Source organism: Burkholderia sp. 9777_1386 (genome assembly GCF_015712265.1).
Taxonomy (GTDB): domain Bacteria; phylum Pseudomonadota; class Gammaproteobacteria; order Burkholderiales; family Burkholderiaceae; genus Burkholderia; species Burkholderia cenocepacia.
This window is the reverse complement of record NZ_JACCQB010000007.1, coordinates 1-24136: the sequence shown is the minus strand read 5'-3', so window position 1 is coordinate 24136 and position 24136 is coordinate 1. Positions and strand designations below refer to the sequence as shown.

Sequence of the window (24136 nt, the reverse complement as noted above, 5' to 3'; positions counted from 1 at the left end):
GAGACAGATCATGGCAAGCGTGCTCCTGCGCAACATCGCGAAGCGCTACGACGACACCGAAGTGCTGCGCAACGTGAACCTCGACATCGCCGACGGCGAATTCGTCGTGTTCGTCGGCCCGAGCGGCTGCGGCAAATCCACGCTGATGCGGATGATCGCCGGCCTCGAGGACATCTCGAGCGGCGACCTGCTGATCGACGGCGCGAAGGTCAACGACGTGCCGAGCGCGAAGCGCGGCATCGCGATGGTGTTCCAGTCGTATGCGCTGTATCCGCACATGACGCTGTACGACAACATGGCGTTCGGCCTGAAGCTCGCGGGTGCGAAGAAGCCCGAGATCGACCAGGCCGTGAAGCAGGCCGCGAAGATCCTGCACATCGACCACCTGCTCGATCGCAAGCCGAAGCAGCTGTCGGGCGGCCAGCGGCAGCGCGTCGCGATCGGCCGCGCGATCACGCGCAAGCCGAAGGTGTTCCTGTTCGACGAACCGCTGTCGAACCTCGATGCCGCGCTGCGCGTGAAGATGCGGCTGGAGTTCGCGCGGCTGCACGACGAGCTGAAGACGACGATGATCTACGTGACGCACGACCAGGTCGAGGCGATGACGCTCGCCGACAAGATCGTCGTGCTGTCGGGCGGCGCGGTACAGCAGGTCGGCACGCCGAACGCGCTGTATCACGCACCGGCGAACCTGTTCGTCGCGGGCTTCATCGGCTCGCCGAAGATGAACTTCCTGAAGGGCGCGGTCGAATCGGCCGATGCGGGCGGCGTGCTGGTGCGCTTCGACAGCGGCGAGACGCAGCGCGTGGCGGTCGACGCGGCGGGGCTGCAGCGCGGCGCGGCGGTGACCGTCGGCGTGCGGCCCGAGCACCTGCTGGTCGATGCGGCGGCGGCGGGCGTCGCCGCGCGGACGATGGCGGTCGAATCGCTCGGCGATGCCGCGTATCTGTATGCGGAGTCGGCCGTCGCGCCGGACGGGCTGATCGCGCGGATTCCGCCGCTCGACACGTACCGCACCGGCGAGGCGCTGCGCGTGCATGCGCAGCCCGAGCACTGCCACCTGTTCGACGAAAACGGGCAGGCGTTCCGGCGGCTGAGCGCGCACGCGAAGGCGGCGTGACGGCGGCGCGCCGGTTACAGCCGCAAATGCTCGGCCATGTAGTCGACGAACGCGCGCAGCTTGGGCAGCGGATGGCGGCCTGACGGCCATAGCACGTAGAACGGCGTGCGGCTCGCGACGTGATCGTCGAGCACTGCGCGCAGCCTGCCGTCGGCGAGCGTGTCGCGCACGAAGAACTCGGGCAGGCACGCGATGCCGAGCCCGCGCAGCGCGAAGCACAGGCGCGTCTCGGCGTTGTTGCTGACCATCGAGACGGGTACCTCCGGCGGCGTGCCGGCGCGCGGCGCGCGCAGCGGCCAGATCTCGAGCTTGCCGCTGCTCGGGAATCGGTAATGCAGGCAGCGGTGCTGCGCGAGGTCGGCCGGCGTGCGCGGCGTGCCGTGCCGTTCGAGATAGTCGGGCGACGCGACCAGGTGCTGGCGGAAGTGGCCGAGCAGCCGCGACGACAGTCGGGAATCGGTCGGATGGCCGGTGCGCAGTACCACGTCGAAGCCTTCGTCGATCACGTCGACGATCCGGTCGCTGAAATCGATGTCGAGCTCGATCTCCGGATACGCGGCCATGAAGTCGGCGAGCACCGGCAACAGCAACGTGCCGATCGTCGGCAGGCTCACGCGCAGCCGCCCGCGCGGCGCCTCGACGCTCTGCGTGAGTTCCCGCTCGGCCGCGTCGATTTCGGCGATCACGCGCCGGCATCGTTCGAGAAAGCGCGCGCCTTCGGCCGTCAGCGTGATGCTGCGCGTGCTGCGGTGAAAGAGCCGCACGTTCAGGCGTGCCTCGAGCCGCGCGATGCGCTTGCCGATCGCCGACGCCGACAGTCCGAGCGCACGGCCGGCCGCGACGAAGCTGCGCGTTTCCGCGACCTGGACGAAGACGACGAAGCCGCCAAGATTTTCCATGCAGGTTCTCGATTACGGACACCCATGTCCGGAGTGTCCGGAACTCTAACCCGATTTTTCTTCTCGTGCCGGCTCCCTACGATGGGCGTTCCTTCACTGTTCGAGGTCACGCCATGTCATCACTGCCTGTCACCGCCCGCCGCGCCGAACCGGATGCCGCGCTGCGCGCTCGGCTCGATGCCGTGCTCGACCGCGCGCTGGCCGATGCGCGCGCGGTCGGCGCGGTCGTGCTGGTCGCGCGCGACGGCGAATTGCGTTATGCACGCGCGGCCGGGCTGGCCGATCGCGAAGCCGGCACGCCGATGCGCGAGGACACGCTGTTCCGGCTCGCGTCGGTATCCAAGCCGATCGTGACGGCCGCCGCGATGCGGCTGGTCGCGACATCGAAGATCGGGCTCGACGAGCCGGTCGCGCGCTGGCTGCCCGCGTTCACGCCGACGCTCGCGGACGGCACGCCGGCGAACATCACGCTGCGGCATCTGCTGTCGCATACGGCCGGGCTCGGCTATCGCTTTCTCGAAGCCGCCGCCGACGGCCCGTATGCGCGCGCGGGCGTGTCCGACGGGATGGACCGAGCGAGCCTGTCGCTCGCCGAGAACGTCCGGCGCATCGCCGGCGTGCCGCTGCAGTTCGCGCCCGGCACATCGTGGGGCTACTCGCTTGCGACCGACGTGGTCGGTGCGCTGATCGAGGCGGTCGATGGCCGGCCGCTCGCCGACGCCGTGACCGCGCTCGTGACGACGCCGCTCGGGATGACCGACACGGCATTTTTCACGCATGACGCGGCGCGTCTGGCGACGCCTTACGTCAGTACGCCCGACGCGCCGCGCCGGATGGCGGACGACGATCTCGTGCCGGTATTCGACGGCACGGTGGGCATCCGCTTCGAGCCGGCGCGCGCGTTCGATGCGACCGCGTGGCCGTCGGGTGGCGCGGGCATGGTCGGCACCGCGCACGATTGCCTGACGTTGCTCGATACGCTGCGCACGGGCCTCGACGGCTGGCTCGCACCGCGCTGGATCGACGAGATGGCGCGGGTGCAGCCGGGCGCGCACGACTTGCCGGATGCGCCGGGATTCGGTTTCGGGCTCGGTTTTTCCGTGCTGCATGACCCGGTGGCCGCGCAATCGCCGGAGTCGGTCGGCACCTGGCGCTGGGGCGGTGCGTACGGGCACGCGTGGTTCGTCGACCGCGCGGCAGGGCTGACGGTGGTGGCGTTGACCAATACGTTGTACGAAGGGATGCACGGGCGCATCGTCACCGACGTGCGCGATGCGGTGTATGGCGTCGGCGACCGGAGCGCGCGATGAGCGAGTGCGTATCCGTCTCCGACCGCGCCATCGATCGTGTGGCAGATCCGTCCACGCCGGCCCGCGCACGCTTGCCCGTCGCGAACCTGCTCGCGCTCGCCACCGCCGGCTTCATCACGGTGCTCACCGAAGCGTTGCCGGCCGGCCTGCTGCCGCTGATGAGCGCCGACCTGCACGTGACCGAGGCGCTGATCGGCCAACTGGTGACCGTCTACGCGCTCGGCTCGATCGTCGCGGCGATCCCGCTCGTCGCCGCGACCCGTGCGATGCGCCGGCGCCGGCTGCTGCTCGCGGCGCTGGCCGGCTTCGTCGTCTCGAATGCGCTGACGGCCGGGTCGCCGTATTACGCGCTCACATTGGCTGCGCGGTTCGTCGCGGGGATGTCGGCCGGGCTGCTGTGGGCGCTGCTCGCGGGCTACGCGAGCCGGCTGGTCGACCCGTCGCTGCGCGGCCGTGCGATCGCGATCGCGATGCTCGGCATACCGGCGGCGATGTCGATCGGCATTCCGGCGGGCACCGCGCTCGGCGCGATGTTCGGCTGGCGCATCGCGTTCGCGGGCATCACGCTCGCGGCGCTCGTGCTGATCGGCTGGATCCGGCTGCGTGTGCCCGACTATCCGGGGCAGGCGGCCGGCGCGCGCGAGCCGGTGCTCGGCGTGATGACGCTGCCCGGCGTGCGGCCGGTGCTGGCGGTGATGTTCGCGTACGTGCTCGCGCACAACCTGCTGTACACGTACGTCGCGCCGTTCCTCGCGGGCGTGCGGATGGGCGCGCAGGTCGACGTGGTGCTGTTCGTGTTCGGCGTCGCGTCGCTGGTCGGCATCGCGCTGACGGGCGCGTGGATCGGCGCCGCGCAGCGACGCCTGACGCTCGCCAGCATCGCGCTGTTCGCGCTGGCGGCGGCGATGCTCGGCGCCGGCTCGGGGATGACGGTCGTCTATGCGGGCGTCGTGCTGTGGGGGCTCGCGTTCGGCGGCGCGCCGACGCTGTTCCAGACGGCCACCGCGAACGCGGCGGGGGAATCGGCCGACGTCGCGCAGTCGATGCTCGTGACGGTCTGGAATCTCGCGATCGCCGGTGGCGGCATCGCAGGCGGGATGCTGCTCGGCGCGACGGGCGCCGGCGCGATTCCGTGGGTGCTCGTCGTGCTGCTGGCGCTGGCGTGGGTCGGCGCGTGGCGCGCCCGCCGCCATGCATTTCCGGCGCCGCGCGCGGCCTGAGCCGGCGTGCGCGATGGCGACGGCGGCGTCAGGCCGCCTTCGCGGCGAGCGCGGCGCGCGCGCAGGTTTCGTCGGTGACGAGCCCCGACAGCCAGCCGCCGCGCAGCGCGGCAATCACCGCGTCGTGTTTCTTCGGGCCGCCGGCGAACGCGATCGTGGGCAGCTTCGGCGGCGTGGCGAGCGCGACGCTCGTCACGCGCGCGCTGGTCGACACGGTGATCTGCGTGCCCTGCGCGTCGATCGGCACGCCGAGCAGTTCGGCCACCGCGCCGAGCGCGGTCATCTCGTCGCGCTCCTGTTCGGTGATGAAGCCGTCTTCGTAGAGCGGGCAGTGCGGGCCGATGTTGCCGATCCCGACGAACGCGACGTCGGCCTTGCCCGACAGCGCCTCGACGATCCGGTACAGCCGGTGATTGCACCACTGCGCGCGTTCGGCGTCGCTGTCCGCGAACAGCGGCGCAGGCAGCAGGAAGTGCTTGCTGCCGGTTTTCTCGGAGATGTACTGCGCGACGTCGTAGCGGTTCGACGAGCCGTCGGCCGCGATCGCGCCGACCATCGATACGAGCCGGTGCTGCGGGCGGTCGATCTGCGCGATCTGCGCGACCGCGGCCTTCAGCGTCCGGCCGCTGCTGACCGCGATCACCATCGGCCGCGTTTCGTTCAGGTAGCGCTCCATCACCTGCGCGCCGGCGACCGCGAGCTTGCGGTCGATCGCGTCGGGCGCATCGGCGTCGACCGGCACGACTTCGCACATCGCGAGGCCGTAGCGTTTCGACAGTTGCGCGCCGAGATCGAGACAGTCGGCGAGCCGATGGTCGACGCGCACACGGATCAGGTTCTTCTCGACCGCGAACGCGACGAGGCGCTGTGCGACGGGGCGCGACACCTGCAGCTTTTCGGCGATTTCGTTCTGCGTGTCGCCCGCGACGTAATAGAGCCACGCGGCGCGCGTGGCGAGATCGAGTTTTTCTGAGGACTTGGACACGATAGCGATTCGGTTCGGATCTGGGGGCCGCCCCGCGGACCGGCCGGCGGGCCGCATGACGGCATCCACTGTACCGCATGTCGCGCGCGCGGCCGGCGGCCGGTCGCGCGAGCGCGGCGCCTACGCGAGTCGTGCGCGCGACGGTTCGTACAGCGGCCGCACGTGGCGGTACAGCGTGCGGAACGCGTCGAGGCGTTCGCGCAGCCGCGCATGGCGGGCGGCGTCCGGCGCGTATTCGGCGCGTACCGGCGGCTTGGTCAGCACCGTATGCGGATCGCCGCCGACGGCCAGCCAGCCGAGCCGTGCCGCGCCGAGCGCCGCGCCGGTTTCGCCGCCGCCGTGCTGACGCGTGCGCACGTTCAGCGCGTCCGCGATCAGTTGCGCCCAGAACGCGCTGCGCGCGCCGCCGCCGATCAGCGACAACTGGTCGGTCTCGACGCCGGCCGCGTGCAGCGCGTCGAGACCGTCGGCGAGGCCGAGCGTCACGCCTTCGAGCACCGCGTAGCCGAGGTGCGCGCGGTCGGTTGCGTGCGTCATGCCGAAGAACGCGCCTTGCGCGTACGGATCGTTGTGCGGCGTGCGCTCGCCCGACAGGTAGGGCAGGAACAGCGGCGCCGCCGCGAGTGCGTCGGCGTCGAGCGCCTCGACTTCGGCGAGCAGCGCGGGCTCGTCGGTGCCGGTCAGCTTGCAGACCCAGCGCAGGCAACTCGCGGCCGACAGCACGACGCTCATCAGTTGCCAGCGGTCGGGAATCGCATGACAGAACGCATGCACGGCCGACGCGGGATTCGGCATGAAGCGGTCGCCGACCACGCTCAGCACGCCGGACGTACCGAGCGACACGAAGCCGTCGCCCGCGTGGATCGCGCCGATGCCGAGCGCGCTCGTCGCGTTGTCGCCGCCGCCGCCCGCGACCACGACGGCCTCGGACAACCCCAGTTCGCGTGCGACGTCCGCGCGCAACGTGCCGGACGGCGCGTTGCCTTCGACGATGCGCGGCATCTGCCCGCGCGTCATCCGGCACGCGTCGAGCAGCGCATCGGACCAGTCGCGGCGCGCGACGTCGAGCCACAGCGTGCCGGCCGCGTCCGACGGATCGGACACTTTCGCGCCGGTCAGCCGGAATCGCAGGTAGTCCTTCGGCATCAGCACGCACGCGGTCGCCGCGAACACGTCGGGCTCGTGCTTCGCGACCCACAGCAGTTTCGGCGCGGTGAAGCCGGGCATCGCAAGGTTGCCGGCCAGTGCGTGGAGATCGGGCGCGCGTTCGGTGAGCAGCGCGCATTCGTCGGCGCTGCGCATGTCGTTCCACAGGATCGCGGGGCGCAGCACGCGATCGTCGCGGCCGAGCAGCACGGCGCCGTGCATCTGGCCCGACAGGCCGATGCCGCGTACCTGCGCGAACGCCTGCGGGTGCCGTTCGCGCAGCGCGGCGAGCGCGGCGAGCGTGCCTCGCCACCAGTCGTCCGGATGCTGTTCGGCCCAGCGCGGATGCGGTCGCGACACGCTGAACGGCGAGCCGGCGGTGCCGACGACCGCGCCGTCCGGGGCGAGCAGCAGCACCTTCACTTCCGAGGTGCCGAGGTCGATGCCGAGATACATGAGCGATCCGTTCCGTCAGAGAGGAGCCGCTACTTTAGCCGTGCCGCACGGCATGTGCCAAGCGGGTTCGCCCGGTGGCGCGGCCGGGCGCCGCGCGCGGGTCATCAGCGTGCGGCGAGCCATGCGTCGACGCGCGCGAGCCCGGCGCGCAGCGCGTCGAACAGCGCCGCGTTGCCGGCGAGCGAGCCCCACAGCGCGCGGTTCGCGCCGAGCGCGACAACGGGGTCTGAGGCTCCGACGATCGCGCGGGCGCTGCTGTCGTCCATCACGCCGTCCTGGTACGCATACGGCAGCGTGCCGCGCGCCCAGCGTTCGAGAAAGCGCAGGAACAGTGCGGGCAGCACGGCGGTGGCGATGGGTGCCGCGCCGCGCGCGAACGATTCGACGAGCGTCGGCGCGATGAAACCGGGGATCTTCGAGAAACCGTCGGCCGCGACGCGCTGGTTCGTGTCGAGCACGTACGGATTGCCGAAGCGCTCCAGCACGACGTCGCGGTAGCGCGCGAGATCGAGCGGGCTCGGCGTGAGGCACGGGATCACGTCCTGCGTCACGTAGTCGTGCGCGAAGCGGCGGATCGCCGGGTCGTGCGTGCCTTCGTGGATGTAGGTATGGCCCGCGAGCGTGCCGGCCCATGCGATGCAGCTGTGCGTCGCGTTGAGGATGCGGATCTTCGCTTCCTCGTACGGATGCACGTCGTCGACGAGTTCGGCGCCGGCCAGCTCCCAGCGTGGCCGGCCGGCCGCGAAACGGTCCTCGATCACCCACTGGATGAACGATTCGCCCATCACCGGGCACGCATCGTCGACGCCGGTGGCCGCGAGGACGCGCTCGCGCACGTCGGCGGTCGGGCGCGGCGTGATGCGGTCGACCATCGCGCTGGGCGTCGCGACGTGCGCATCGAACCACGCGAGCAGGCCGCCTTCGCCGCGCCGTTCGAGGAATTCGCGCATGCCGGCGCGAAAGCGTGCGCCGTTGTTGCGCAGGTTGTCGCAGCTTTGCAGCGTGAGCGGGCCCGCGCCGCGCTTCACGCGTTCGGCGAGCAGCGCCGCGAGCGCGCCGTACAGCGTCGTGCGCGCGCCCTGCAGGTCGGCGGCGAGATCGGCATTGGCGACGTCGAGCCGGTTGTGTTCGTCGAGGTAGTAGCCGCCTTCGGTGACGGTGAACGACACGATCCGGCAGGCCGGATCGGCGCCGGCGTCGATCAGCGCGGCAAGGTCGATCGACCACGGCAGCACGCACGTGATCGCGCGGATCGTCTCGTACGCGCGCTCGCCCTGCGGGGTGACGGTTTCGAGCGTGTACGCGCCGTGCTGCGCGGCGAGCGCGTCCATCGTCGCGCGCATGTCGTCGCGGATGTTGCCGACGGTCAGCGACCAGCGCTCGTCGGCCGGCACGGCGGCGTTCACGCGATGCAGATACCACGCCTGATGCGCGCGGTGAAACGAGCCGGCGCCGATGTGCAGCAGCACGGGCGCGTGGGCGGAGGGCGATTCGCTCATCCGGTGTCTCCTTTTCCTGCCTGTCTGTCCTGTCGAATACGATCATTTGCTCTTTATGTGAGCGAATGATCGTATTCGGGCGAACGAAAGTCAAGGCGGGGACGCGGCATTTCGATGGTGCGCTGCGGCGGCGCGCGGGCCGGGCGGACGCGGAGCCGGCAGGAAACGAACGTCAGCGTCCTTCGCGCGTGAGCGCGACGAGTTCGTCGAGCAGCTTGCCGGCCGGCCCCGGCAGGATGCCGTGGCGGCGCCGGAACGCGGTGAGCGTGCGCACCGCGACCACTTCGCGCACGGGCAGCGTGTCGATCGTGCCGGCGCGCTGCTCGGCGCCGACCATCGGCTCGGCCATCCAGCTCAGGAAACCGGCGTGCGCGACCAGGCTTTTGAGCGTCGTGACCGAGCGCGTCTCGACCGCGATGTCGGGCAGCGGCAGCCCGTGCGCGTCGAAGGTCGCGCGCATGTGGTCGAACGGCGCGGTGCCGCGCGGCGGAATCGCCCAGCGCGCGTGCAGCGTATCGGCGAGCGTCGGCGGGCGGCCGAGCGCTCGCAGCGGATGGTGCGGCGCCGCAACGATATGGCTGCGGTCTTCCCAGCGGCACTCGGGAATCGCGACGATCTCGTCGGTATCTGGCCCGTGCGCGGACAGCGCGAGGTCGATCTCGTGCTTGATCAGCCCTTCCGCGAGCCGGTCCCACACGCCTTCGATGATCTCGACGCGCAGGTTCGGCCAGCGGTCGAGCACGCGGCCGACTGCGATCGGCAGCACGAGGCTCGCGATGCTGCCCACCGCGCCGACCTTGATCGTGCCCTTCGCGAACCCGCGCATCGCGTCGAGCTCCTCGCGCGCATGCTCGGCCTCGTGCTGCAGCAGCGTCGCATGCGGCAGCAGCGCCTCGCCGAACGCGGTGAGCTGCACGCCCTTCGAATGGCGCTCGAACAGCGGCGCGCCGACCTGTTCCTCCAGCCGCTTCAGGATCCGGCTCAACGCCGGCTGCGTGACGTGCAGCGCGTCGGCCGCGCGGCCGAGGCTGCCGGACGCGACGATCGTCGTGAACGCGCGTAATTGTCGGAGATCGAAAGTCATGCCGGATCGTAATGGCTTTTTGCGGAAAATACAGTATCCGAGAATGGCTTGCACTTCGATACTGTGGAAACCGCCCAGTCATCGAGGAGACACCCGAGCATGTCCGGCCATCCGCCCCTTTCCGCATCGATCACCGTCCGCGACGCGGTCGTCGACCTGCTCCGGCAGTTCGGCATCGACCGCGTGTTCGGCAATCCCGGTTCGACCGAGCTGCCGATGTTCCGCGACTTCCCCGACGATTTCCGCTACGTGCTCGGCCTGCACGAAGCCGTCGTGGTCGGGATGGCCGACGGCCATGCACAGGCCACCGGCAATGCGGCGGTCGTCAACCTGCATTCGGCGGCGGGTGTCGGCAACGCGATGGGCAATCTGTTTACCGCGTTCAAGAACCGCACGCCGCTGATCGTCACCGCGGGCCAGCAGGCGCGCGCGATTCTGCCGTTCGATCCGTTCCTCGGCGCGACGCAGGCCGCCGAGCTGCCGAAGCCGTACGTGAAATGGAGCATCGAGCCGGCGCGGGCGCAGGACGTGCCGGCCGCGATCGCGCGCGCGTACCGCATCGCGATGCAGGAGCCGCGCGGCCCCGTGTTCGTGTCGATCCCGGTCGACGACTGGGACCAGCCGGCCGAACGGCTGCCGCGGCGCGACGTCAGCAGCATCGTGCGGCCCGATCCCGACGCGCTCGCGCGGCTCGGCGACGCGCTCGACGCCGCGCGGCGCCCGGCGTTCGTGGTCGGCGCGGCAGTCGATCGCGCGGGAGCATGGGACGACGTCGTGCGCCTGGCCGAGCGGCACCGGGCGCGCGTGTACGTCGCGCCGATGTCGGGGCGCTGCAGCTTTCCGGAAGACCATCCGCTGTTCGCCGGCTTCCTGCCCGCGATTCGCGAGAAGATCGTCGCGCGGCTCGACGGGCACGATCTCGTGTTCGCGTTCGGCGCGCCCGCGTTCACCTATCACATCGAAGGCTTCGGCCCGCACCTGCCGCCGGGCGCGACGCTCGTGCAGCTCGTCGACGATCCGGGCGTCGCCGCGTGGACGCCGTCGGGCGATGCGGTCGTCGGCAATTTGCGGCTCGCCGCGCGCGACCTGCTCGCGCGACCGGCGCCGCCCGAGCGGCCGATGCCCGCGGCGCGCGCGCCGCGGGTACGCGTCGACGCGCCCGCCGCCGGCGAGCGCATGTCGGTCGCGTTCGCGCTGCAGACGCTCGCCGACGTGCGCGACGCGTCCGACATCGTCGTCGAGGAGGCGCCGAGCGCGCGGCCGGTGATGCAGGAGCATCTGCCGTTCACGCGCAGCGGCACGTTCTACACGATGGACAGCGGCGGGCTCGGCTACGGGATGCCGGCCGCGGTCGGCGTCGCGCTCGCGCAGCCGGGCCGGCGCGTGATCGGGCTGATCGGCGACGGCTCGAGCCTGTATTCGATCCAGGCGTTGTGGAGCGCCGCGCAGCTGAAACTGCCGATCACGTTCGTGATCCTGAACAACCGGCGTTACGCGGCGCTGCAGGATTTCGCGCCCGTGTTCGGCTTTGGTCCGGGCGACCCGGTGCAGGGCACCGAGCTGCCCGACCTGGATTTCGTCGCGCTCGCGCAAGGGATGGGCTGCCGCGGCGTGCGCGTCGCCGAAGCGGCGAAGCTGCGCGACACGCTGACCGACGCGCTGCGTGCCGCGACGCCGGTCGTCGTCGAAGTCGAGATTGCGTGACGCGCCGCGCGCGTCCTTCCGGAGATGCCATGCAAACCGTAGCGATGCTGATCGGCGGCGAACGCCGCCACTCGTCCGGCGGCGCGACCTTCGTGCGCCGCAACCCGCTCGACGGCCAAGTCGCGTCCGAAGCGCCCGCATGCACCGTCGACGATGCGCGCGCGGCGGCCGATGCGGCTGCCCGTGCATTTCCCGACTGGGCCGCGCTCGGGCCCGGCGCGCGGCGCGCCTTGCTGCTGAAGGCGGCCGCCGCGCTCGAAGCGAAGCACGACCAGTTCGTTGCGGCGATGGCGGCCGAGACGGGGGCGTCCGCGCTGTGGGCCGGCTTCAACGTTCACCTCGCGGCGAGCGGGCTCGTCGAGGCCGCATCGCTCACCACGCAGGTCGGCGGCGAGCTGATTCCGTCGGACGTGCCGGGCTCGCTCGCGATGGGCGTGCGGCAACCGGCAGGCGTCGTGCTCGGCATCGCGCCGTGGAACGCGCCGGTGATCCTCGCGACGCGCGCGCTCGCGCTGCCGCTCGCGTGCGGCAACACGGTCGTGCTGAAGGGCTCGGAGCTGTGTCCCGTCACGCACGGGCTGATCGTCGAGGCGCTGCAGGAGGCCGGACTGCCGCCGGGCGTCGTCAACTTCGTGACGAACGCGCCCGACGATGCGGGCGCCGTCGTCGATGCGCTGATCGCGCATCCGGCCGTGCGCCGCGTGAATTTCACCGGCTCGACGCGGGTCGGGCGGATCGTCGCGCAAGCGTGCGCGCGTCACCTGAAGCCGTCGGTGCTGGAACTCGGCGGCAAGGCGCCGTTCGTCGTGCTCGACGATGCCGATCTCGACGCGGCGGTCGCCGCGGCCGCATTCGGCGCATTCGCGAATTCCGGGCAGATCTGCATGTCGACCGAGCGCATCGTCGTCGACGCGGCGATCGCCGATGCGTTCGTCGCGAAGCTCGCCGACAAGGCCGCGTCGCTGCCGCTCGGCGATCCGCGCAACGGGCCCGTCGTGCTCGGTTCGCTGATCGACACGAAGGCGGTCGAGCGCTGCAACGCGCTGATCGACGATGCGCTCGCGCACGGCGCGACGCTGCTGTGCGGCGGCAAGGCCGACACCACGCTGTTCCCGGCGACGCTGCTCGACCATGTGACGCCGGCGATGCGCATCTACGCGGAAGAATCGTTCGGCCCGGTGAAGGGCATCGTGCGCGTCGACGGCGAGGAGGCCGCGATCCGTTGCGCGAACGACAACGCGTTCGGGCTGGCGTCGGCCGTGTTCAGCCGCGACGTCGCGCGGGCGCTGCGCGTCGCGGCGCGCATCGAATCGGGCATCTGTCACGTGAACGGCCCGACCGTGCACGACGAGGCGCAGATGCCGTTCGGCGGCGTGAAGGACAGCGGCTTCGGCCACTTCGGCGGCAAGGCCGGCATCGCCGCGTTCACCGACCTGCGCTGGATCACCGTGCAGACGGCGCCGCGCCACTATCCGTTCTGACGAGGCCGCCGACGATGAGAATTGCAATTCTGGGCGCCGGCGCGATGGGTTCGCTGTTCGGCGCGCGACTGGCCGAAAGCGGCGAAGCCGTCACGCTGATCGACGTGAACGATGCGCATCTCGATGCGATCCGCCGCGACGGGCTGCATATCGACGACGACCGCGGCGAACGGCGCATTCGCACGCTGCAGGCCGTGCGGCCGGACGCCGCGAATGCGGCCGCGGCCGCCGCGCCCGACACACCGTTCGATCTGCTGATCGTTTTCACCAAATCGCTGCACACGCGCGCCGCGCTAGACGGCGTGCGCGCGCTGCTGACGCCGGACACGTTCGTGCTGACGTTGCAGAACGGGCTCGGCAACGTCGAGACGCTGAATGCGTTCGTGCCGCTCGAGCGCATCCTGGTCGGCGTGACGACGTGGCCGGCCGATGCGGCCGGGCCCGCGCACGTGCGCTCGCACGGCGCCGGCACGATCCGCATGATGACGGCCGACGGCGCGGCACGCCCGTTCGCGACGGCCGTGGCCGACACGCTGTCGCGCGCGGGGCTCGCCTGCACGCTCGATGCCGACGTGTGGGCCGCGATCTGGGAGAAGGTCGCGTTCAACGCGGCGCTCAACACGCTGTGCGCGACGACGGGTTGCACCGTCGATCAGCTCGGCCATCATCAGGACGGGCCGCGGCTCGCGCTGGCGATCGCGGCCGAGACGGCCGCCGTCGCGCGCGCGAAGGGCATTGCGGTCGACGGCGAGCGCGTCGCACGCAACGTCGAGCATGCGATCCGCGACCATCGCGGCCATCGCCCGTCGATGCTGCAGGACGTGCTCGCGGGCCGCCGCACCGAAATCGACGCGATCAGCGGCAAGGTCGTCGCGGCCGCGCGCGAAGCGGGCGTCGCGGTGCCGCATGGCGAGACGCTGCTCGCGCTCGTCCGGTTGATCGACGCACGGACGAACTGAGCCACAGGCCGGCGGCCGGCTCGCGCCGCATGACGATACGGAGGCCGTGCCCGCGGGGCGACGGCGCCGGGTCGTGAAGGGTGGAACAAGACGCCGACGCCGATGCACGGGCGCCGGTCGATGCACAGCACGAGATCCGGGCACGCATGCGCGCCAGCCCGGACAACCGGAGACGCCATGAAAACCATCGAATGCCGTTGTCTTGCCGCGCGCCGTTCGCGCACGTTGCCGCCGACGTGCGGCGCCCGGGAGGCCGCATGAGCACGCGCGACGCACTGGATGGCCGGCGACCGCCGTCGATCGACATCGGCACGACGCTCGACGACGGGCCGTTTACGCTGATGCAGCGCTGCGTGGTGCTGCTCGCCGCGCTCGCGATCGTGCTCGACGGCTTCGACGGCCAGTTGATCGGCTTCGCGATTCCCGTGCTGATCCGCGAATGGGGCATCACGCGCGGCGCGTTCGCGCCGGCCGTCGCGGCGGGGCTGGTCGGGATGGGCATCGGCAGCGCGTGCGCGGGGCTCGTCGCGGACCGCTTCGGCCGCCGCCAGGCCGTGATCGGCAGCGTGTTCCTGTTCGGCATCGCGACCTGCGCGATCGGGTTCGCGCCCGACGTCGCGACGATCGCGATGCTGCGCTTTTGCGCCGGGCTCGGGATCGGCGGCGCGTTGCCGACGGCCACGACGATGACCGCCGAATACACGCCCGCGCGGCGCCGCACGATGATGGTGACCGCGACGATCGTCTGCGTGCCGCTCGGCGGGATGCTGGCCGGCCTGTTCGCGCACGAGGTGCTGCCGCGCTACGGCTGGCGCGGGCTGTTCTTCGCGGGCGGCGCGTTGCCGCTCGTGCTCGGCTTCGTGCTGGTGCGCGCGTTGCCCGAGTCGCCGCGCTATCTCGCGCGACGCCCCGCACGCTGGCCGGAACTCGGCGCGCTGCTCGCGCGGATGCAGCGGCCGGTCGCGCCGGGCACCGTGTTCACCGATACGAAGGACGCCCGCGCGCCGGGCAGTCGCGGCGGCTTCGGCGCGCTGTTCGCGAGCGGCCAGGCGCGCGACACGATCGCGCTGTGGTGCGCGTTCTTCATGTGCCTGCTCGCCGTGTACGCGGCGTTCAGCTGGCTGCCGACGATGCTCGCGGCGAGCGGGTTGAGCGTGTCGGTCGCGGGCTCGGGGCTCACCGCGTACAACCTCGGCGGCGTGATCGGCGCGTTGTTGTGCGCATGGGCGATCGCGCATGCGGGCTCGCGCTGGCCGCTCGCGCTGTGCAGCATCGGCGGCGCGGCGAGCGCGGTGTGGCTGATGGGTGTCGATGCGAGCCGCCATACGGGCTGGCTGATCGTCGGGCTCGGCCTGCACGGGCTGTTCGTCAACGCGGTGCAGTCGACGATGTATGCGCTGTGCGCGTACATCTATCCGACGGCCGTGCGTGCGACAGGCACCGCGAGTGCGCTCGCGTTCGGCCGGCTCGGCGCGATTCTCAGCGCATTCGCGGGCGCGATCGTGATCACGGCGGGCGGCGCGGGCGCGTATCTGACGATGCTGGCCGTGGCGATGGGCGTGGTGTGCGTCGCGCTGCTCGCGGTGCGGCGGCACATTCCGCGGCTGTCGCGCGTGCCCGCGCCGCCGCGCGAAGGGGAGGAACTCGCCCGCCCGTCGTCGTGACGGCGGGCGCGTGACGTGCGTTACAGCGTGGTGCGCACGTGCCAGAGCTCGGGGAACAGCACGACGTCGAGCATCTTGCGCAGGTACGGCGCGCCGCTCGTGCCGCCGGTGCCCTGCTTGAAGCCGATGATGCGTTCGACCGTCGTCACGTGACGGAAGCGCCACTGACGGAACGCATCCTCGAGATCGACCAGTTCCTCGGCCATCTCGTACAGCTCCCAGTGCTGCTGCGGATGACGATAGACCTCGAGCCACGCGGCTTCGACCGTCTCGTCGTGCCGCATCGGCTGCGTCCAGTCGCGCTCGAGCCGCTCGGGCGCGATCGGGAACCCGCGCCGCGCGAGCAGGCGCACGACCTCGTCGTAGAACGACGGCGCCTCGAGCGTCGCGCGCACCTGTTCGAGGATGTCGGGCCGGTGCGCATGCGGCTGCAGCATCTGCGCGTTCTTGTTGCCGAGCAGGAATTCGAGCTGGCGATACTGGTACGACTGGAAGCCCGACGACTGGCCGAGATACGGCCGCATCGCCGAATACTCGGACGGCGTCATCGTCGACAGCACGTTCCACGCCTGTACCAGCTGCTCGAGGATGCGCGACACGCGCGCGAGCATCTTGAACGCGGGCGGCAGCGCGTCCGTGCGCACTGCATCGAGCGCGCCGCGCAATTCGAACAGCGCAAGCTTCATCCACAGCTCGCTCGTCTGATGCTGGATGATGAACAGCATCTCGTTGTGATCGGGCGACAGCGGATGCTGCGCGTCGAGGATCGAATTCAGCGACAGGTAGTCGCCATAGCTCATCGACTTCGAGAAATCGAGCTGCGCGTTGTGCCAGCCGGCTTGAGCGTCGGCCTCGCCCGGCACGTGCGGGGCTTCGTGCGCGGCTTGCGCCGGTTGTGCGGCGCGTGCGCCCGAGAACGGGCAGCCTGCCGGCGCGTCGCCGCCGGGGGGCTGCATATGACCAGAATTCACGACTTTCTCCAGATTTGAATGATGAATGCGCGGCGCGCCGCCGTTGCATGCGGTGCGCGCGCCGCGCAGAACCGGTCAGGTCACCGCGCCGCGTTCGGCGAACTCGGGCGCCTTCCACGCGTCGGTGGCGAGGATGTCGCGCAGCGTCTCGACCGCATCCCACACGTCGGCGAAGCGCGTATAGAGCGGCGTGAAGCCGAAGCGCAGCACGTACGGCTCGCGGTAGTCGCCGATCACGCCGCGCGCGATCAGCGCCTGCATCACTTCGTAGCCGTGCGGATGCTCGAAGCTCGCCTGCGAGCCGCGCTGGTGATGCGCACGCGGCGTGACGAGCTTCAGCGACAGGCCCGCGCAGCGCGCTTCGACGAGCGCGATGAAGGCATCGGTCAACGCGAGCGACTTGCGGCGGATCGCGTCCATGTCGGTCTGCAGGAACACGTCGAGCCCGCATTCGACCATCGACATCGACACGATCGGCTGCGTGCCGCACAGGAAGCGCGCGATGCCCGGATCGGGCGCGAAGCCCGGCTGCATCGCGAACGGCGCGCGGTGGCCCCACCAGCCGGACAGCGGCTGCGAGAAATGCGCGAGATGGCGTTGCGGCACCCACACGAACGCGGGCGAGCCGGGGCCGCCGTTCAGGTACTTGTACGTGCAGCCGACCGCGCCGTCCGCGCGCGCGCCGTTCAGGTCGACCGGCACTGCGCCGGCCGAGTGCGCGAGATCCCACAGCATCAGCGCGCCGGCGTCATGCACCAGCTGTGTGACGGCCGGCATGTCGTGCATGTAGCCGGTGCGGTAGTTCACGTGCGTGATCATCGCGACGGCCGTGTCCGCGCCGAGCGCGCCGGGCAGGTCGGCCGGATCGTCGATCAGGCGCAGCGTGTAGCCGCCGCCGAGCTGGTCGATCAGCCCCTGCGCGATGTACAGGTCGGTCGGGAAGTTCGAGCGCTCCGACACGATCACCCGGCGCTCGGGCGCACGCTCGGCCTGGTGGCGCAGCATCGCCGACAGCAGCTTGAACAGGTTGATCGAGATGGTGTCGGTGACGACCGTCTCGCCGGGCGCGCCGCCGATCAGCGTCGCGAGCTTGTCGCCGAGGCGGCGCGGCAGCGCGAACCAGCCGGCCGTGTTCCAGCTGCGGATCAGGCCTTCGCCCCATTCGGCGCCGATCACCTGCTGCGCGCGGGCGGCCGATGCACGCGGCTGCGCGCCGAGCGAGTTGCCGTCGAGATAGATCACGCCGTCGGGCAGCGAGAACTGGTCGCGCAGCGGGGCCAGCGGGTCGTCGCGGTCGAGCGCGAGCGCGTCTTCACGGGTCTTGATCATCATGATGTGAGGTCGTAGGTCGGGTAATCAGGAAGCGTGCGCGGGCAGCGCGCGCAGCACCGCACGCACGGGGCTCGCGTCGAGCGTCGCGAATTTGAGCGGCAGTGCGATCAGTTCGTAGTCGCCGGGCGGCACGTCGTCGAGCACGATGCCTTCGAGGATCGCCATCCGGTGCGCGCGCACGCGGTGATGCGCATCCATCGTCTTCGATTCCTGCGGGTCGAGCGACGGCGTATCGATGCCGATCAGCTTCACGCCGTGCGCCGCGAGCAGGTCGACGGTGTCGGGCGCGACCGCGCAGAAATTGCTGTCCCATTGCTCGACCGCGGCGCGCGCATACGTGCGCAGCAGCACGCGCGGCGGTACGCCGTCGAGCGCGGCTTCCACATCGGCCGGCCGCACGACCGGCGATGCGCCGATGCAATGGATCACGCGGCACGGGCCGAGATAGGTATCGAGCGGCACCGCGCCGATCGGCGCGCCGTCGGCATCGTAGTGCAGCGGCGCGTCGCAGTGCGCGCCCGTGTGCGGCGACAGCGTCAGGCGCGCGACGTTGACCGGCGAACCGGCCTCCATCCGCCATACGCGCTCGACGGCAACCGGCGTATCGCCCGGCCACACGGGGGTGGCGGGGCTGACGGGCGGCGAGATGTCCCAGAGTGTGTCCATGGCATGACGAATCGTGAGTCGATCCTTCGAATGATAGGTGGACGCTCGCAGAAAGTGCTTGCGAAATAAACATGGACAATCCGCCGGATTGGCAGATAATTCGACTCAGAGGGAAAACGGGGACCAAAAATGCACGCGATCACGCTCGATGCCACCGACTGCCGGATTCTGGCGGTACTGCAGGAGGAGGGCAGAATCAGCAATCTCGACCTGGCCGAACGCATCTCGCTTTCGCCATCCGCCTGCCTGCGCCGCATGCGCCTGCTCGAGGAGCAGGGCGTGATCGAGCACTATCGCGCGTGCCTGAGCCGCGAGAAGCTCGGTTTCGAGCTCGAGGCGTTCGTGCAGGTGTCGATGCGCAACGAAGAGAATCAATGGCACGAGCGCTTCGCGGAAGCGTTGCGCGAATGGCCGGAGGTGGTCGGCGCGTTCGTCGTGACGGGCGAGAGCCACTATCTGCTGCGCGTGCTCGCGCACAACCTCAAGCACTATTCGGATTTCGTGCTGAACCGCCTCTACAAGGCGCCGGGCGTGATGGACATCCGGTCGAACATCGTGCTGCAGACGCTGAAGGACGAAGCCGGCGCGCCGGTCGGGCTGGCGCGCACGGGGGCGATCAAAGCGGTGTAAGGCCGTGGAAGCCGCCGCCGTGGAACACGAGCGGCGGCGCCGTTTCCGTTACGGCGCGCACGCCGCAGCGTTCCACTTCGCCGACGAAGATCACGTGGTCGCCTTCGTCGTAGCGGCTGCGGTTGTGGCATTCGAACCATGCGAGCGCGCCGTCGAGCACGGGCATCCCCGAGTTGCCGGCCGCATGCGCGATCCCTTCGAAGCGGTCGCCCTTGTAGGTCGAGAAGCGCTTGCACAGGTCCAACTGCGACGCCGCGAGCACGTTCACCACGTAATGGCTGTTGCCGCGGAACACCGGCGTCGACGCCGATTTGTGCGCGAGGCTCCACAGCACGAGCGGCGGATCGAGCGACACCGAATTGAACGAACTGGCGGTGATGCCGATCAGCTGGCCGGACGGCGCGCGCGTCGTGATCACCGTCACGCCCGTCGCGAACTGGCCGAGCGCCTGCCGGAAGGCGGCCGAGTCGAAATCCGGCGGATTGGCGTGGCTCATCGGGCAGCCATCCGGAACGGGACGGGCGGGCGCGACACGGCACGGGCGTGACGGGCGCGGCGGACGAAAGACGACGAGGCGGTCGATTGGGAAGGGGTGCGCATGGCCCGATTTTAACGGAATCGAAGTCGCCGGACCCGGTCGGGCGGCGCATCGCGACGGCAGGGTGGCGTAGCGAACACTGCGGCGCGCGGCCGGCAGCGCCGTTCCGTCACGTTTTTTAACGGTGCGGCCGTTGCGCCCGGCACCTCGCTGCGCCAGCGAGCCATCGCTGCCCGCGCTATCGCGCCGCCGCTAGCCCGAGCGACAACGCTCCCGTCACGATCAGGCTCGACGCCCACACCGCATCCAGATTGAACCAGCTCCGCGACACGAACTTCAGCCCGAGATAACGGTACACGAGCCACGCGAGCCCGCCGCCGGCGGCGATCATCGCGGCCGCATGCACGGCGGCGACGACGAGCGCCATGCCGAGGTGCGCATCGACGAGCAGCGCCGCCGCGCGGTGGCCGGCATCCCGGTCGAGCCCGCACAGGCCGAGGTAGATCGGCACGAGCATCAGCCCCGCGCCGTGCGCGAGCGCGACCGCGAACGACCACAGGCCGAGCCGCGCCGGCGGAATCCGTGCGAGCGCCCGCGGATGTCGGCGCCGGATCAGCAGTACCGCGCCGAAGCCGATCACGAGCGCGCTCGCGCCGATCCGGATCGCCGACTGCCACGCGAGCAGCGCGGCGAGCAGCCCGAATGGCAGCATCACCGCGAAAACGGCCAGCGCATGACCGAGCGCGAGATAGCCGAGCGCCGCGACGAGCGCGCCGCCGCGGCGCGTCATCAGCGCGTTCGACACCGCGAGCGGCCAGCCCATCGCCGGGTTGAGTCCGTGATAGACGCCGCTCGCGAGCACGGCCGCCCACAGCGCGAACGACGCGTGAAGGCCGGTGCTCAACGCTTGACCGACGGATAGCAGAACGAGTCGGTCGAGCAGTCGCCGCCTTCGAGCCGGATCTGGTGCGCGCGGTAGCCGTCGGGGAACTCGACCCAGTAGTCGTCGGCGAGCGTCAGCCCGCCGTCCGGCCCCGCGTGCGCGAGCACCTGCGCGGCCGGCACGCCGTCCGGATAGAACTGGTCGTCCCACGTCGAATAGAGCGAGTTGGTCCAGTACACGCGCCGGCCGTCGCGACTGATCTCGACCATCTGCGGGCCGCCCGCGAACGTGCGGCCGTTCGAGTGCGGCGCACGGCGCGCGATGCCGCCGATGCGCACCGACCCCGCGAGCACCGGGTGGTGCGGGTCCGACACGTCATACTGGCGCATCTCGCCGGTGCCCCAGCACGACACGTACAGGAAGCGATCGTCGAGCGACAGGTCGATGTCGGTCACGAGCGGCGGCACCGCGCCGAATCCTTGCAGCAGCGGCGGCAGCTCGTCGGCCGCGGCCGGTTCGGCCGGGATCGTCGCGGTTTTCTTCGCATGGAACTTGCCGCCTTCGCGCCACCAGGTCCAGATCGAGCCTTCGAGATTGGTCGTATCGACCACGACGCCGACGAATCCGTATTCGCGCACCGGGTCGTGCGCGGGCCGCACCTCGAGCGCCATCTGGTGCTGCGCGCCGAGATCGATCGTCTGCACGTTGCGCCGCGCGCGCAGGTCCCAGAAATGCAGCCGGTGCCCGTACTTGTTCGCGAGCAGATCCTCCGGGACGATCCCGTTCTCGAATTGCGGCGGCAGCGCCCATTCGCTCGACACCATGTAGTCGCGCGGCAGGTTCCACCAGAAGTCGTAATGCTTGTCCTGCGGGCCGCGGTCGATCTCCCAGCGGCCGAGCACGTCGAAGGTCTCGCAATCCATGATGAAGATGCCAGGCGCGCCGTCGGTGCCGTCCTTGCCCGCGCCGCCCAGCGTGCTCACGTAGATGCCCTCGGGTCCGCAATGCACGGTGTGCGGCCGCGAATAGCCGGTCTTCGCGAAGATTTCGTCGGGCTCGATGATCTTGTGGATGCGCGCCTGCGTCGGATGCGGCTTCGTGTCGATCACGTAGATGCGCGACGAGCGCAGGCCGGGAATGATCAGGAAGCGGCGCTCGAGGAACGCATGGCCGGTCAGCGGCGACAGCGACGACGAGCACGCATTCCAGCCGAAGTGGTGAAACTCGTCGCCGGTGTTCGGCATCGTCACCGTGTGCACGATCTTGCCGTACGTCGACGAACCGGGCTTCACGTCGATCACGGCAAGCGCGTCGGGTCTGGAAAAATCGGGGCTCAGCAACAACGTATAGGCAAACTCCTCCGCCGGCGCCTGCATCGCAAGTTCGGGCGAAGCGTGAAACGTCGGGTCGGGCCGCATGCTCATGGTGAAGTCCTCCGGATGGTGTCGGATCGTGGACGCACGGCCGTTCGTTGCGGACGTGCGGACTGCGGTGGCCGCGCGCGTCGGCGACGCGCGCGATGCCGTGCATCAGGTCGTGAAAGCGGGAAAAGGCGAGGGGGTGCCGTGCGGCGCGCTCCGTGAAACCGGCACGCGCCACTGCGATGGTGCGATCGACGGAGCGGCGACCGGGCCCGCGACGCAGGCGATGTCTGTTAAGGCGTGCATATCGATGTTCCGGCAGATGATGGTGGCATCGGGGTCGGGCATGCATCGGACGCTGGGCGGGCGCGACGGGTTGGCCGTCGCTTGCGCGTGCCTAAGTGTAGACGAGAAACACGCGGCGGGGCGCGTGCGGCGCCCTGTCCGATCTGCCAGTTGCGCGCGCGAGTGAGATACTTGACGAAGTGCCGCTGCCTCCCCCTCGCGGGCGGGCAACGGCGACGCGAAACGATGGCGCCGGCACGGGCGTGCCGGCTGCCGTCATCCACGAGGGACTGATTTCATGGGGAACGAGATGCTTGAAACCGCGACGCTCGGAGGCGGGTGTTTCTGGTGCACGGAGGCCGTGTTTCTCGACGTCGACGGCGTGACGGCCGTGCAGTCGGGTTACGCGGGCGGCCATACGCGCAATCCCGGCTATCGCGACATCTGCGAAGGCGACACGGGCCACGCGGAAGTCGTCAACGTGACGTTCGATCCGGCGCGCATCGGCTATCGCGAGATCCTCGAGATCTTCTTCGCGACGCACGATCCGACCACGCTGAACCGGCAGGGCAACGACGTCGGCACGCAGTACCGGTCGGTCGTGTTCACGCATTCGGATGCGCAGCGCGATACCGCGCTCGACATGATCCGCGAGCTCGAGCGCGAGCAGGTGTTCGGCCAGCCGATCGTCACGCAGGTCGTGCCGCTCGACGGCAATTACTGGCCGGCCGAGGACTATCATCAGAACTATTACGCGCGCAATCCGGGGCAGGGCTACTGCTCGGTCGTGATCGGGCCGAAGCTCGCGAAATTCCGGCAGAAGTTCGCGCACCGGCTGAAGTCGCTGCGCGGCGCGTGAGCGTCGACGGCGCACGCCGCGATCACGCCGCCTCGTTGCGCCACTGCGCGCACGCGGCGGCGATTTCGCGCGCGAGCGCGATGCACGACAGCGGCGCGGAGCCTTCCGCCTTGTTGTTGATCGTGATGATCACCGGCTGCCCGGCCAGTGCGTAGCGCGCGGCCAGTTCGGCGAGCGCCGAGCGGGTGGCGGGATCCTCGTCGACGAGCTTGTCGAACGGCTCGTATTTCGCTTTCGCCTGCTCGTACTTGAACCCGCCGTGCAGGCTCCAGCGCACGATCAGCGGGCCCGGCGCGTCGCCGTCGAGCAGTGCGAGCGCGGCGGCCTGGCGCAGCGGGTCGGGCATCCGCGCGTGCAGGCCGACGCAATAGCGCACGCCGAGCGCGGCCAGTGCGCGGATGAAGCGCGGCGTGAGCAGGCTCGCGTCGCGGATCTCGATCGCGTAACGCGGGCCGTCGGCATCCGGCGGCAGCGGCGGCAGCGCCGCGAAGAACGCCGCGAGCCGGTCGATCAGCGCGGCCGGCGCCGCGAGCAGTTGATCGGGCAGCGGCGAGAACTGGAACACGAGCACGCCGGCTTTCCGGCCGAGCCCGTCGAGGCACGGCTGGACGAATTCGCGGGTCGCGAGCGGTGCGTCGAGGAAGGTCGGGTTCGGCCCGGACGGCTCGCCGCGCCGGCCGCGGATCACCGCGTCGGTCACCGCGGCCGGCGCCTTCACGACGAAGCGGAAATCGTCGGGCACCTGCTGCGCGTAGCGCAGGTAGTCGGCCACCGACAGCGGGCCGTAGAACGAGCGGTCGAGGCTGACGCTCCTCAGCAGCGGATGCGCGCCGTACGCTTGCAGTCCTTCGCGCGACAGCTTCGTCTGCGCGAAATCGCCGTCGAAGACGATGCCGTTCCAGCCGGGGAAATACCACGACGACGTGCCGAGCCGCACGTTCGGCGGCAGGCCGGCCGCGGCGGCGGCCACGTCGGCCGGGATCGGCGCGGGCAGCACGCCGCGCTTGCGGCGGCCTTTTTTCGGCGCGGCGGCCGGCGGGGATGGTTCGTCCCACAGCAAACCGGACGACGGGGCAGGCGCGTC

22 protein-coding genes are annotated in these 24136 nt (G+C 70.4%); 10 read left to right on the top strand and 12 right to left on the bottom strand.

Annotated features, from left to right (window positions below; all coding sequences use genetic code 11):
- The first annotated feature begins 10 nt into the window (after nucleotides 1-10).
- Nucleotides 11-1120 (top strand): ABC transporter ATP-binding protein, encoded by a 1110-nt coding sequence (locus H0X91_RS08050; RefSeq protein WP_006496494.1) that lies wholly within the window; start codon nucleotides 11-13, stop codon nucleotides 1118-1120.
- Nucleotides 1121-1134: 14 nt separating this feature from the next.
- Here the strand turns inward: H0X91_RS08050 and H0X91_RS08045 are convergent, their stop codons facing one another.
- Entirely contained in the window at nucleotides 1135-2019 is an 885-nt protein-coding gene (locus H0X91_RS08045; RefSeq protein WP_006484673.1) for a LysR family transcriptional regulator, read from the bottom strand.
- Nucleotides 2020-2132: 113 nt separating this feature from the next.
- Between H0X91_RS08045 and H0X91_RS08040 the strand changes: the two genes are divergently transcribed.
- Nucleotides 2133-3329, top strand: coding sequence for a serine hydrolase domain-containing protein (locus tag H0X91_RS08040; protein WP_034201418.1), 1197 nt, complete (start codon nucleotides 2133-2135; stop codon nucleotides 3327-3329).
- The gene (locus H0X91_RS08035) at nucleotides 3326-4549 is read left to right on the top strand and encodes an MFS transporter (protein ID WP_034201419.1); all 1224 of its coding nucleotides are present in this window, start codon (nucleotides 3326-3328) and stop codon (nucleotides 4547-4549) included. The genes H0X91_RS08040 and H0X91_RS08035 overlap by 4 nt, the downstream gene beginning before the upstream one ends.
- A 28-nt stretch (nucleotides 4550-4577) precedes the next feature.
- Here the strand turns inward: H0X91_RS08035 and H0X91_RS08030 are convergent, their stop codons facing one another.
- From H0X91_RS08030 to H0X91_RS08015, 4 genes are all read right to left on the bottom strand, one after another.
- Nucleotides 4578-5591, bottom strand: coding sequence for a sugar-binding transcriptional regulator (locus tag H0X91_RS08030; protein ID WP_077019627.1), 1014 nt, complete (start codon nucleotides 5589-5591; stop codon nucleotides 4578-4580).
- 63 nt (nucleotides 5592-5654) lie between these two features.
- The gene (gene xylB / locus H0X91_RS08025) at nucleotides 5655-7136 is read right to left on the bottom strand and encodes a xylulokinase (protein WP_006485856.1); all 1482 of its coding nucleotides are present in this window, start codon (nucleotides 7134-7136) and stop codon (nucleotides 5655-5657) included.
- Between the two features lie 104 nt (nucleotides 7137-7240).
- Nucleotides 7241-8635, bottom strand: a complete 1395-nt coding sequence (gene dalD / locus H0X91_RS08020) for a D-arabinitol 4-dehydrogenase (protein ID WP_058901765.1) — start codon at nucleotides 8633-8635, stop codon at nucleotides 7241-7243.
- A 172-nt stretch (nucleotides 8636-8807) separates the two neighbouring features.
- Complete coding sequence (locus H0X91_RS08015; protein WP_006485519.1) at nucleotides 8808-9719, bottom strand: LysR family transcriptional regulator; 912 nt, start codon at nucleotides 9717-9719, stop codon at nucleotides 8808-8810.
- A gap of 99 nt (nucleotides 9720-9818) precedes the next feature.
- Here H0X91_RS08015 and mdlC point away from each other — a divergent pair, with 99 nt between their 5' ends.
- The 4 genes from mdlC to H0X91_RS07995 all read left to right on the top strand — a co-directional run bounded on the left by mdlC (nucleotide 9819) and on the right by H0X91_RS07995 (nucleotide 15527).
- Nucleotides 9819-11423, top strand: coding sequence for a benzoylformate decarboxylase (gene mdlC / locus H0X91_RS08010; RefSeq protein WP_060264804.1), 1605 nt, complete (start codon nucleotides 9819-9821; stop codon nucleotides 11421-11423).
- A gap of 29 nt (nucleotides 11424-11452) precedes the next feature.
- A complete protein-coding gene (locus H0X91_RS08005) occupies nucleotides 11453-12904 on the top strand; it encodes an aldehyde dehydrogenase (RefSeq protein ID WP_059721413.1) in 1452 nt (483 codons plus the stop codon).
- Between the two features lie 14 nt (nucleotides 12905-12918).
- A complete protein-coding gene (locus H0X91_RS08000) occupies nucleotides 12919-13863 on the top strand; it encodes a ketopantoate reductase family protein (protein ID WP_196432938.1) in 945 nt (314 codons plus the stop codon).
- A 257-nt stretch (nucleotides 13864-14120) separates the two neighbouring features.
- The gene (locus H0X91_RS07995; protein ID WP_196432937.1) at nucleotides 14121-15527 is read left to right on the top strand and encodes an MFS transporter; all 1407 of its coding nucleotides are present in this window, start codon (nucleotides 14121-14123) and stop codon (nucleotides 15525-15527) included.
- A 20-nt stretch (nucleotides 15528-15547) separates the two neighbouring features.
- On the opposite strand, the gene kynA is transcribed toward H0X91_RS07995, so the two are convergent.
- The 3 genes from kynA to kynB form a co-directional block, all read right to left on the bottom strand.
- On the bottom strand, nucleotides 15548-16483 hold the full coding sequence (gene kynA / locus H0X91_RS07990) for a tryptophan 2,3-dioxygenase (protein ID WP_006482479.1): 936 nt from the start codon (nucleotides 16481-16483) through the stop codon (nucleotides 15548-15550).
- Between the two features lie 90 nt (nucleotides 16484-16573).
- Nucleotides 16574-17827 carry a kynureninase gene (gene kynU / locus H0X91_RS07985; RefSeq protein ID WP_012492839.1) on the bottom strand — a complete coding sequence of 418 codons (1254 nt, stop codon included), beginning with the start codon at nucleotides 17825-17827 and terminating at the stop codon, nucleotides 16574-16576.
- Nucleotides 17828-17854: 27 nt separating this feature from the next.
- Nucleotides 17855-18496, bottom strand: coding sequence for an arylformamidase (gene kynB / locus H0X91_RS07980; protein ID WP_011546066.1), 642 nt, complete (start codon nucleotides 18494-18496; stop codon nucleotides 17855-17857).
- Nucleotides 18497-18625: 129 nt separating this feature from the next.
- Between kynB and H0X91_RS07975 the strand changes: the two genes are divergently transcribed.
- Nucleotides 18626-19126, top strand: a complete 501-nt coding sequence (locus tag H0X91_RS07975) for an Lrp/AsnC family transcriptional regulator (protein WP_006477992.1) — start codon at nucleotides 18626-18628, stop codon at nucleotides 19124-19126.
- Here H0X91_RS07975 and H0X91_RS07970 read toward each other — a convergent pair.
- The 3 genes from H0X91_RS07970 to H0X91_RS07960 all read right to left on the bottom strand — a co-directional run bounded on the left by H0X91_RS07970 (nucleotide 19113) and on the right by H0X91_RS07960 (nucleotide 21971).
- Nucleotides 19113-19622 (bottom strand): flavin reductase family protein, encoded by a 510-nt coding sequence (locus H0X91_RS07970; protein WP_006482487.1) that lies wholly within the window; start codon nucleotides 19620-19622, stop codon nucleotides 19113-19115. The genes H0X91_RS07975 and H0X91_RS07970 overlap by 14 nt on opposite strands.
- 280 nt (nucleotides 19623-19902) lie before the next feature.
- The gene (locus tag H0X91_RS07965; protein WP_006482477.1) at nucleotides 19903-20568 is read right to left on the bottom strand and encodes a hypothetical protein; all 666 of its coding nucleotides are present in this window, start codon (nucleotides 20566-20568) and stop codon (nucleotides 19903-19905) included.
- Complete coding sequence (locus H0X91_RS07960; RefSeq protein WP_006482492.1) at nucleotides 20565-21971, bottom strand: selenium-binding protein SBP56-related protein; 1407 nt, start codon at nucleotides 21969-21971, stop codon at nucleotides 20565-20567. The genes H0X91_RS07965 and H0X91_RS07960 overlap by 4 nt, the downstream gene beginning before the upstream one ends.
- On the opposite strand from H0X91_RS07960, the gene H0X91_RS07955 reads away from it, so the two are divergent.
- Together H0X91_RS07955 and msrA are read left to right on the top strand one after the other, a co-directional pair.
- The gene (locus H0X91_RS07955; protein ID WP_230877906.1) at nucleotides 21970-22380 is read left to right on the top strand and encodes a hypothetical protein; all 411 of its coding nucleotides are present in this window, start codon (nucleotides 21970-21972) and stop codon (nucleotides 22378-22380) included. The genes H0X91_RS07960 and H0X91_RS07955 overlap by 2 nt on opposite strands.
- Nucleotides 22381-22491: 111 nt before the next feature.
- A complete protein-coding gene (gene msrA, locus H0X91_RS07950) occupies nucleotides 22492-23052 on the top strand; it encodes a peptide-methionine (S)-S-oxide reductase MsrA (RefSeq protein WP_048988968.1) in 561 nt (186 codons plus the stop codon).
- 22 nt (nucleotides 23053-23074) lie between these two features.
- On the opposite strand, the gene H0X91_RS07945 is transcribed toward msrA, so the two are convergent.
- On the bottom strand, nucleotides 23075-24136 hold a 1062-nt coding region (locus tag H0X91_RS07945; protein ID WP_077233829.1), incomplete at its 5' end, for a DUF72 domain-containing protein.

Excerpts from the sequence above, each read along its gene's own strand:
- H0X91_RS08050 (WP_006496494.1), top strand. The coding sequence starts at position 11 with ATGGCAAGCGTGCTCCTGCGCAACATCGCGAAGCGCTACGACGACACC.
- H0X91_RS08045 (WP_006484673.1), bottom strand. The coding sequence starts at position 2,019 with ATGGAAAATCTTGGCGGCTTCGTCGTCTTCGTCCAGGTCGCGGAAACG.
- H0X91_RS08040 (WP_034201418.1), top strand. The coding sequence starts at position 2,133 with ATGTCATCACTGCCTGTCACCGCCCGCCGCGCCGAACCGGATGCCGCG.
- H0X91_RS08035 (WP_034201419.1), top strand. The coding sequence starts at position 3,326 with ATGAGCGAGTGCGTATCCGTCTCCGACCGCGCCATCGATCGTGTGGCA.
- H0X91_RS08030 (WP_077019627.1), bottom strand. The coding sequence starts at position 5,591 with ATGCGGCCCGCCGGCCGGTCCGCGGGGCGGCCCCCAGATCCGAACCGA.
- xylB (WP_006485856.1), bottom strand. The coding sequence starts at position 7,136 with ATGTATCTCGGCATCGACCTCGGCACCTCGGAAGTGAAGGTGCTGCTG.
- dalD (WP_058901765.1), bottom strand. The coding sequence starts at position 8,635 with ATGAGCGAATCGCCCTCCGCCCACGCGCCCGTGCTGCTGCACATCGGC.
- H0X91_RS08015 (WP_006485519.1), bottom strand. The coding sequence starts at position 9,719 with ATGACTTTCGATCTCCGACAATTACGCGCGTTCACGACGATCGTCGCG.
- mdlC (WP_060264804.1), top strand. The coding sequence starts at position 9,819 with ATGTCCGGCCATCCGCCCCTTTCCGCATCGATCACCGTCCGCGACGCG.
- H0X91_RS08005 (WP_059721413.1), top strand. The coding sequence starts at position 11,453 with ATGCAAACCGTAGCGATGCTGATCGGCGGCGAACGCCGCCACTCGTCC.
- H0X91_RS08000 (WP_196432938.1), top strand. The coding sequence starts at position 12,919 with ATGAGAATTGCAATTCTGGGCGCCGGCGCGATGGGTTCGCTGTTCGGC.
- H0X91_RS07995 (WP_196432937.1), top strand. The coding sequence starts at position 14,121 with ATGAGCACGCGCGACGCACTGGATGGCCGGCGACCGCCGTCGATCGAC.
- kynA (WP_006482479.1), bottom strand. The coding sequence starts at position 16,483 with ATGCAGCCCCCCGGCGGCGACGCGCCGGCAGGCTGCCCGTTCTCGGGC.
- kynU (WP_012492839.1), bottom strand. The coding sequence starts at position 17,827 with ATGATCAAGACCCGTGAAGACGCGCTCGCGCTCGACCGCGACGACCCG.
- kynB (WP_011546066.1), bottom strand. The coding sequence starts at position 18,496 with ATGGACACACTCTGGGACATCTCGCCGCCCGTCAGCCCCGCCACCCCC.
- H0X91_RS07975 (WP_006477992.1), top strand. The coding sequence starts at position 18,626 with ATGCACGCGATCACGCTCGATGCCACCGACTGCCGGATTCTGGCGGTA.
- H0X91_RS07970 (WP_006482487.1), bottom strand. The coding sequence starts at position 19,622 with ATGAGCCACGCCAATCCGCCGGATTTCGACTCGGCCGCCTTCCGGCAG.
- H0X91_RS07955 (WP_230877906.1), top strand. The coding sequence starts at position 21,970 with ATGGTGAAGTCCTCCGGATGGTGTCGGATCGTGGACGCACGGCCGTTC.
- H0X91_RS07960 (WP_006482492.1), bottom strand. The coding sequence starts at position 21,971 with ATGAGCATGCGGCCCGACCCGACGTTTCACGCTTCGCCCGAACTTGCG.
- msrA (WP_048988968.1), top strand. The coding sequence starts at position 22,492 with ATGGGGAACGAGATGCTTGAAACCGCGACGCTCGGAGGCGGGTGTTTC.